Annotated in this window: 1 protein-coding gene; it reads left to right on the top strand. The window is 34.8% G+C overall.

Annotated elements, in window-relative coordinates; all coding sequences use genetic code 11:
* The coding region (locus J4760_RS13210) for an ATP-grasp fold amidoligase family protein (protein WP_237606044.1) at nucleotides 1-893 on the top strand (893 nt) is incomplete at its 5' end.
* Nucleotides 894-969: the final 76 nt, after the last annotated feature.

The raw sequence follows: 969 nt of genomic DNA, 5'->3' as shown, positions 1-969 counted from the left end.
CAAATTTCTCGTATCGTGGGGAAAGTATAATGAATAAATCGGTCAAAAATATTCTATCCTATTCGATATCATTTCTTCCCGATAAGGTTTATAGTCATGTCACTTTTGCACTTAGACACAAAAGGCTGCCCAATCACAGGAAAACTGGCTACTTCAATGATATGATGGTCCATAAAAAGCTGACAGATAAAAACATCGAATTAAAGAGACTAGTCGATAAATATCATGTAAGAGACCATATCGAAAAAGAGATTGGATCAGATTACCTCATTCCTCTAATAGGGGTGTATAAAGATCCAAAAGAAGTAAATTTCGAGGAGCTGCCCAGTGCTTTTGTATTGAAAATGACATTTGGTGCTCAAAACAACCTGATTTGTACAGATAAAAGTACTTTAAACTGGGAAAAGCAAAAAGCAATTATAAATAAGTGGCTCAAGTATGATGCATATAAAAGGACGCGAGAGTGGCAGTACGAGGGTTTGGAAAAACAGTTCGTAATTGAAGAGTATATTAGTGATGCTCAAGGAAAGACGAATGATTATAAATTCTGGTGTTTCCATGGACAGCCTAAAATTGTCCAAGTAGATGTCGATAGGCATTCTGGGCATAAAAGAAATATGTATTATGCTGAGAACTTTGAATTTATAGATGATCTATATATTGGGCACCCCCACTCAAAAGAGCCCATTGATATGCCTGAGAATTATCAAGAAATGTTGAACATAGCTAGAAAGTTATCAGCAGGCCATGAGTTTCTGAGAGTAGATTTGTATAACATAGACGGTAAGATATATTTTGGTGAATTAACACTATATCCTGACAATTGCAATATAAAGATGAAACCATTGAAGTATGAAAAGATATTTGGGGACATGCTCTCAATAAAATCTTAACTTATATTAACGAGGAGAAAGTTTATGAAAGTTCTATTCGTACATGATGGACCGATAAGAAGAGATGATGAGAATA

Origin of the sequence: Salinicoccus sp. ID82-1, assembly GCF_021991715.1 — a bacterium.
GTDB lineage: Bacteria > Bacillota > Bacilli > Staphylococcales > Salinicoccaceae > Salinicoccus > Salinicoccus cyprini.
Note: the sequence above shows the minus strand (reverse complement) of the source record. Positions and strands in the feature narration are given on the sequence as shown.